This is a genomic window from Lentibacillus salicampi, from assembly GCF_004565465.1.
GTDB classification, from domain to species: Bacteria; Bacillota; Bacilli; order Bacillales; family Amphibacillaceae; genus Lentibacillus; species Lentibacillus salicampi.
Genome location: NZ_SRHY01000042.1, coordinates 21,965 through 28,601, shown reverse-complemented (window position 1 = coordinate 28,601; position 6,637 = coordinate 21,965). Strand labels below are relative to the sequence as shown.

Here is a 6,637-nt window from a genome sequence, read left to right as displayed (position 1 = left end):
GTTGAAGAAAAGGCTAATAACGATATCAAACTTATCTTTAATGAATACCATAATTGGCACAACGAAGGTAGAAAGAAATCACTAATAGAGCATTTTGAAATACAATCGTTGTTCAATTAACGGGCGCTTTCGCGGAATAAGAAATGCGCCCACTATTGCTTTCTAAGGCTAGGTTGTGGAATAAAGTATGTTAAACTTTAACTATGTCAAGGACAGCTGTTTATAATGTTGCCCTTTTTTTGTTATGGTGCGAATATCGAGTAATTTGTGCACCTGCAATGGTTGGTTAGTATTTACGGCGATAGATAAATAAATAAATGAATTGAATGAACAGGACTCCTGCTATGATGATAGCTATAGCGTCTTTAAATTGAGCATAGGTCAAATGGTAGAAACTATTGATGAAATGAACAACTGTCCATCCAATCAAAACATACGTAAAAGTTCTTGAACGGGATTTGTAAAGAATCATCTTTCCCCTTTCATCGTGACCTTCCTGTAACATAAAGCGTTTTTCATATTGATACAGAATCCATACTAATGTAACAACGGCCAACCATTTAATCATCTAAGCCCTCCTCTCCTGTATGGTACTGGAAAACGTCATTAATATCTTTGTCAAATAAATAAGCAATCTTAAAGGCAAGCATTAAAGATGGGCTATACTTATTGGCTTCAATTGAAATAACCGTTTGTCGACTGATTCCCAACAGCGATGCAACTTTCTTTTGAGACCAACGTTTTTCAGCACGAAGTACATTTAAACGGTTTGTTAAGGTTCCTTTACGAATCATTCTTATCACTCCAAAAATAGTGTAATATAATTTTTACTAAAGGTCAAAAAAACATTACATTATGGGTGCTTTGAAAAGATTGTGAATCACGATTAAGGTTTTGTTTTGAGTTGGAGTAACGTAATTACTCATCTGTAATTAGGATTAAGTTCTTCCTCAATCGGGCGCAAGAAAGGAATAAGTGAAAGCATCTAAAATCGCACTATTGAGCCATTTTGTTGAATATTAATCAAAATGAGGAATGTTGTTGAAATGGGTAAAAAATTTTTAAACGTAAGTGGTTGGATTTTACTTTTGGGTATGGTTGCTTTATGGATTAGGTTCGGATATACGGATTGGCAGTTATTATTATTACCTGCAACTTATCTTTGTTTTTCGATTGGTGATGGCAAGATTAAAAAACTGAAGTCGCTGTCGGTATCTCAAACCATAATACTTGTGTCTTCGTTTATCATATCCGTTGCCATTGCATTCGGACTTATCCAACTTGCTAATTATCTGATTCATGATGTTTTTCATCTTCAAGGGATCCTTAAAACTATGAGTGAATGGCTTGCTGTAATTCTCTCATTATTCCCTGCTGTAATTGCATTTAGCAGCGTAATCAATAAAATAGACGATAGTTTAAAGGAAAAATATAATGATCCGCACACCAAGGCTTCCGAATATGATGGCTTGAAGATGGAAGCCAATAAAATGTTGAAATCCATGACAAAGATGCAGACGATTAAAGCATTAAGAAAGAGATATGGCTTATCTTTGGTAGATGCAAAAAATATCGTGGATTCAGTAAAATAGTGATCTTCAAGAATAGGGCGCATTCGCGGAATAACGTATTCATTTCTAGGGCCGGATTGTTGATTAAAAAACACAATTATCTATAATCCATTTTTCCTAATGGCGTTTTTATTACTAAACTAATGAGGTTAAAAAATAAAGTGGTCCCTTATTGAAAATTGGTGGAGGAATTATGATCGTAATGGGAGTCATATTGTTTTTTGATAAATTTTCTCTTTTTAATTCATTATTAGCTTCAATTTTTGAAACTTCTAAAGTTATTCTGGATAGTGGGTCATATATAAATAAAGACCTCCAATCAAAGTATGCTCAAATTGGGGGTCTCGTAAATATATAGTGATATTATTTTTGATTATCTATAGACTATACCGCCATCAGTTAAGATCGCCTGTCCAGTAATGTAATCTGCATCTTCAGAAGCCAAGAATGAAACTAAGTTTGCAACATCTGATGGCTTTTGTACGCGACCTAATGAAATTGAAGAAGCGTATTGTTCTAATGCTTCACCTCTTTTAGTACCTAATACATCCATAAATTTTTCATCTAAACGGTCCCACATGCCTGTCCCTGCAATTCCAGGACAATACGCATTAACTGTAATGTTATCTTTTGCTAACTCTTTAGAAGCAACTTGTGTTAATCCGCGAACCGCAAATTTAGAAGCACTATACGTAGTTAAGAAGTCAAAGCCTTCATGACCTGCAATACTTGAGGCATTGATGATTGTACCACCGTGACCTTGATCTTTTAGCTGCTTTGCTGCGGCTTGAATACCATATAATACCCCTTTAACATTTACATCTAATACAAAATCAATGTTTTTAGGATCGATTTTTTCAATTTGTTCAACTTCACCTTCGACACCCGCGTTGTTGATGTATACATCTAATTTACCAAATTCCTCCACCGCATGTTTTACTAGGGAATCATGGTCTTCTTGCTTCGTTACATCCGCAACTAAAGCACTCACTTCAAAATTTTTTCCTTTAAATTCTTCTAACGTTTCCTTTAAGACTTCTTCATTAATATCACTTAATACAACTTTGTATCCCTGTCCGCCTAATTTTTCTGCAATACCTTTACCTAAACCTTGTGCGGAACCAGTAATTACTGCAACTCTATCTAACGCCATGTTTAAAACCTCCAGGAAAATATTTTTAAACTCACATTTATTTATCCCATAACCAGCCAATAGTTGTCAATACTTAAGTCTGAAAAAGTTTGAAAAAACATGTTACACTAAAAATTGAACATACCAAATAGCCTTACTGCTGAACCAGTAAGGTTTCAGAGTATTGTGAACTTTAATAGTTTCTTAGGATTGGTCTACAAAGACTTCCTGACGCTTGAACATGGCGTGAATCCAGTGAACGAGTTTATTGGCACAGGCAATCACAGCGACCCTGTGTGGCTTGCCCTCGTTTCTTTTGCGATTGTAAAAGGCTATCAGTTTCTTGTTTCGGTTTTTGGCAAGACCGCATTGCACAGCTGTGTAAAGGGCCTGACGCAATCGTGATGATCCTCTTTTGGTGATACGGTTGATGGAAGCTTTATACTTGCCTGACTCAAAAACACTTGGATCGAGTCCTGCATAAGCAGCCAGTTGTTTCGGGCGTTCGAACTGATTGATGCCCCCGATTTCGGAGATGATTGTGGCTGCAAGCTTATCTCCAATCCCGGGAATCGACTGGATCAATCCATGGTCTTCAAAAGACCGAGCAAGGGCATCTATTTCTCGTTTTAATTGGGATAGGTGCTCTTGATATTGAAAAAGCATCTGAATATACATCTGTAAGCTGACAATATGACCATGACAGACAGGATGCTGAAAGGGATTACGGTCTGCCGCAGCCTTTAATTGGGCTGCTTTATCCAAAAACCATGCGTCGGAACGTCTAGCCCCGAATTGACACATATCGTCGGCTAATGTTTGTTGAGAGACTTTTTGAATAGCCGAAGCAGTCGGATAATGCAGTAAGGTGTTCAACGATAACTTGCCACAAAGATCACTGAAGACATTATGATATTCCGGAAAAATATGATCGACTGCAGCTTGGAACTGCAATTTTATTTCAACATAGCTATCCGTTAAAGCACTGTGCTGTCTGGTTAATTGACGCAGATCCAGGTATTGCTCGGTTTTCTTCTGAAAGGCTTCCAGATCTTCTTTATAGTACAACTCACCTAGATGATACGCATCGACTTTGTCTGTTTTCACCTTACGCAGACCCGTTTTTTTGGCCTCATAAGAAACGACCGGATTGATGACATAATACGTGATAGCCTGATCCTCCAGAAATTGAAGCACAGGTTCATGATAGTGCCCGGTGGATTCGAAAATGACGGCCGGAGGCTGACCGGCAACCTGTTCCACTTCCTGATAAAACTGATAAAACGTGTGAAGTCCTTGTAGATGGTGCGCAAATTTAAAGCTTTGCTTATACGTTTTTTTCCTTTGTAAAAAGGCTTGGACCTGGCTTTCTCCTTTGGCGACATCCAGGCCGATAACAGGATTCATAACTGATCACAACTCCTTAAGTAGATTCGCCGGTGCTCCCCTTACAAGCCCTTGTAGTGTCATAGCTTCGCTTGTTATGCGGGATCGTGTCCCAACCAGCCTCAAACATGTTTCTACAAGGAAGGGGTGGACAGTATTACGGACGGGATCGGTGTCCCACGGGCGCACACGTCCTACCCCGACTTCCTCAAGCATAAAACCTATTAAAATAGGTCAGCCAGTATAATGACTGACTGACCATATAATACGATCGGGCGCACTTCCGGAATAAAGGAAGGTGCCCACCTGCCGTTGTGGGGCATATTGTGAAGCAATAAAGAATCGTTTAGAATTCTTATCAGAAGGGTTTTTGTTAAATAACAAAATAAAAGAGGGGCGTTTTAATGTTTTTTAGTGGGGAAAGAATTCGATTAAGGAAAATGTCCAGTGAGGATGAGGATGTTTCTATTTACCATAAGTGGAGAAATGACATAGAGGTTATGCAATTTACCAATCCATCATTAGATGTTTTTACATATGCCGACACTGAAAACTTCGTCAAGGGTATAACTGAATCCCGTAATTCAAAGGGCTACATGATTGAAGAAGTTAGAACTGATAAGCCAATTGGCATCACATCACTTATTAACATAGATTACGGAAACCGTAACGCTGAATGTATAATTGATATCGGAGATAAAGATTACTGGAGTAAGGGGTTTGGACGAGAGGCTTTTTCGCTTTTATTGGATTTTGCTTTCAATGAATTAAATTTGCATAAAGTGTATTTACGGGTGTTTTCATTCAATGAACGGGCGATAAAATTGTATCAAAAACTTGGCTTTTATGAAGAAGGAAAATTAAAGGAACAACTTTATCGGGATGGAGCTTGGCATGATGTTGTTTTTATGGGCCTTTTAAAAAGAAATTATAAGGAATAGACAAATGAATCTTCCAGAAACGGGCGCGCTAACCAAATAAGTATGATTTTCTGAATAGGGTTATTTAACGAAATAATATTTTAAAGGAGACAAAGCTGTGGGGAGGATATCTAAGAATAATAGGAAGTATATAACCAAAGCAGACATGGTCGAATCATTGTCGAAAACTTATCAACTCTACGTCTTATCTGAATTACCTTTAGCCAATATACATATATTGCTTGATCATTATATGTGGGCTTGGACTGAATTTGATGGGAAGTATAAAGGGTGTAAATGGTGGTCTGAAAAAGCTTACGAACAATATACAACAAGGAAGGAAAATAAAACAAAAGGATTAATTCATGATCATGTAGTACCCCGAGATGTTATCAGAAACGAAACATTTAAAATACTAGGCAATAACAGTGATGATAAACAATTATTTGATTTTTTGAATAAACATCTCATTGGATGCGTGATAACAAAAGAGGAGGACAATGCAATTAATGAATTAGGCTTGAAGAGTGTATTGGGCTGCAATTTAGCCCATCACACAACCTGGAATAGATACGACACTGCTAAAATCGCAAGAAAAAAAGTTGAGTGGTAATATTTAGGGACAAATTTTAATTAGGTTATCAATTCTTTATACCAGCAAATATTAGAGAAATTGTTCAATAATAGGGCGCTTATCAGGCATAAGGGTAGCGCCCTGTCTTGCGAAAAAGGGACAGTTTGTTAAAAAGAGAGTTATGTTTGTAATATGCCTAGTATCCTATAACGGGGTGCGATGTTCGATTTGGTGTAAATGATACTTGTCTTCTGATTTCTTGAAATGGATATTCATGAAACAAGAGGGGCAAATATTCAAACAATAATTTATTGAATATTTTTAGTTAATAAGTCGTTATGTGTTATCTATCCTGTTATAGGAATTAAAGAAAAATAAGGAGGGAGGTATATTTATTGTGGAGTGGGTGGTTTTAGGATCAGTGTGGCTGATAGGTGTAATCGTATATTTTGGAGGTCCAGCCTATCTCAAAGAGAAAGGAAAGAATCTAGCAACACGAGAAGATATTGGTGCAATCACGGAGAAGGTGGAAAGTATCCGTCTCCAGACAAATGAAGAGCTTGAACTGCTACGAACAGATCTAATAGACGAATCGGAGGCATTAGTTCGCAAAAGGGACGTTTATGAACGTTTAAGTGGTGCAATGAGAATTTTTATACAGGGCCAATTTCCTGATCAAGAGACGGGCCAGAAGCGTCAACAGGATTTCCTTGATTCCTATGCAGCAGCTTGGCTTTGGGCCTCAGATGATTTAATTAGGTCTCTTAATACGTTTATTCTTATGAATATGAGAGTCCCTGCGGAGAACAATCCTCATCAGCAAAAATTAAAAAATGCATATTTCAATGTTTTATTGCAAATGCGGAAAGACGCTGGTTTCTATGATACAGAGCTTGGTTTGGATGATCTCGTTTTCGTACAATTTTAGCTATCCGCATGATAATTTGGCAAGGGCGTTTGAACGGAGTATATATCTAGTATGTTATCCCATATAATTAAGATATCTTTTTGGAAATGCTAACACAGTGATTATTTCGTCATGCAAATAGGGTAT

General features: G+C 37.3%; 8 protein-coding genes. 4 read left to right on the top strand and 4 right to left on the bottom strand.

Annotated features, from left to right (window positions below; genetic code table 11):
• Positions 1-286 precede the first annotated feature (286 nt).
• Together E4U82_RS16390 and E4U82_RS16385 are read right to left on the bottom strand one after the other, a co-directional pair.
• A complete protein-coding gene (locus tag E4U82_RS16390) occupies positions 287-568 on the bottom strand; it encodes a hypothetical protein (RefSeq protein WP_135111252.1) in 282 nt (93 codons plus the stop codon).
• The gene (locus E4U82_RS16385) at positions 561-794 is read right to left on the bottom strand and encodes a helix-turn-helix transcriptional regulator (protein WP_135111251.1); all 234 of its coding nucleotides are present in this window, start codon (positions 792-794) and stop codon (positions 561-563) included. The genes E4U82_RS16390 and E4U82_RS16385 overlap by 8 nt, the downstream gene beginning before the upstream one ends.
• 252 nt (positions 795-1,046) lie before the next feature.
• Between E4U82_RS16385 and E4U82_RS16380 the strand changes: the two genes are divergently transcribed.
• Positions 1,047-1,592, top strand: a complete 546-nt coding sequence (locus E4U82_RS16380; protein ID WP_179946420.1) for a disulfide bond formation protein DsbD — start codon at positions 1,047-1,049, stop codon at positions 1,590-1,592.
• Positions 1,593-1,944: 352 nt separating this feature from the next.
• Here E4U82_RS16380 and E4U82_RS16375 read toward each other — a convergent pair whose 3' ends face one another.
• Together E4U82_RS16375 and E4U82_RS16370 are read right to left on the bottom strand one after the other, a co-directional pair.
• Complete coding sequence (locus E4U82_RS16375) at positions 1,945-2,724, bottom strand: acetoin reductase (protein ID WP_135111250.1); 780 nt, start codon at positions 2,722-2,724, stop codon at positions 1,945-1,947.
• A gap of 183 nt (positions 2,725-2,907) precedes the next feature.
• Positions 2,908-4,110 (bottom strand): IS110 family RNA-guided transposase, encoded by a 1,203-nt coding sequence (locus E4U82_RS16370; protein ID WP_135111249.1) that lies wholly within the window; start codon positions 4,108-4,110, stop codon positions 2,908-2,910.
• Positions 4,111-4,493: 383 nt separating this feature from the next.
• On the opposite strand from E4U82_RS16370, the gene E4U82_RS16365 reads away from it, so the two are divergent.
• From E4U82_RS16365 to E4U82_RS16355, 3 genes are all read left to right on the top strand, one after another.
• Positions 4,494-5,030: a GNAT family N-acetyltransferase gene (locus E4U82_RS16365; RefSeq protein ID WP_135111248.1), complete on the top strand. Its 537-nt coding sequence runs from the start codon at positions 4,494-4,496 to the stop codon at positions 5,028-5,030.
• 97 nt (positions 5,031-5,127) lie between these two features.
• Complete coding sequence (locus E4U82_RS16360) at positions 5,128-5,622, top strand: hypothetical protein (RefSeq protein ID WP_135111247.1); 495 nt, start codon at positions 5,128-5,130, stop codon at positions 5,620-5,622.
• Between the two features lie 358 nt (positions 5,623-5,980).
• Positions 5,981-6,511, top strand: a complete 531-nt coding sequence (locus E4U82_RS16355; RefSeq protein ID WP_135111246.1) for a hypothetical protein — start codon at positions 5,981-5,983, stop codon at positions 6,509-6,511.
• Positions 6,512-6,637: the final 126 nt, after the last annotated feature.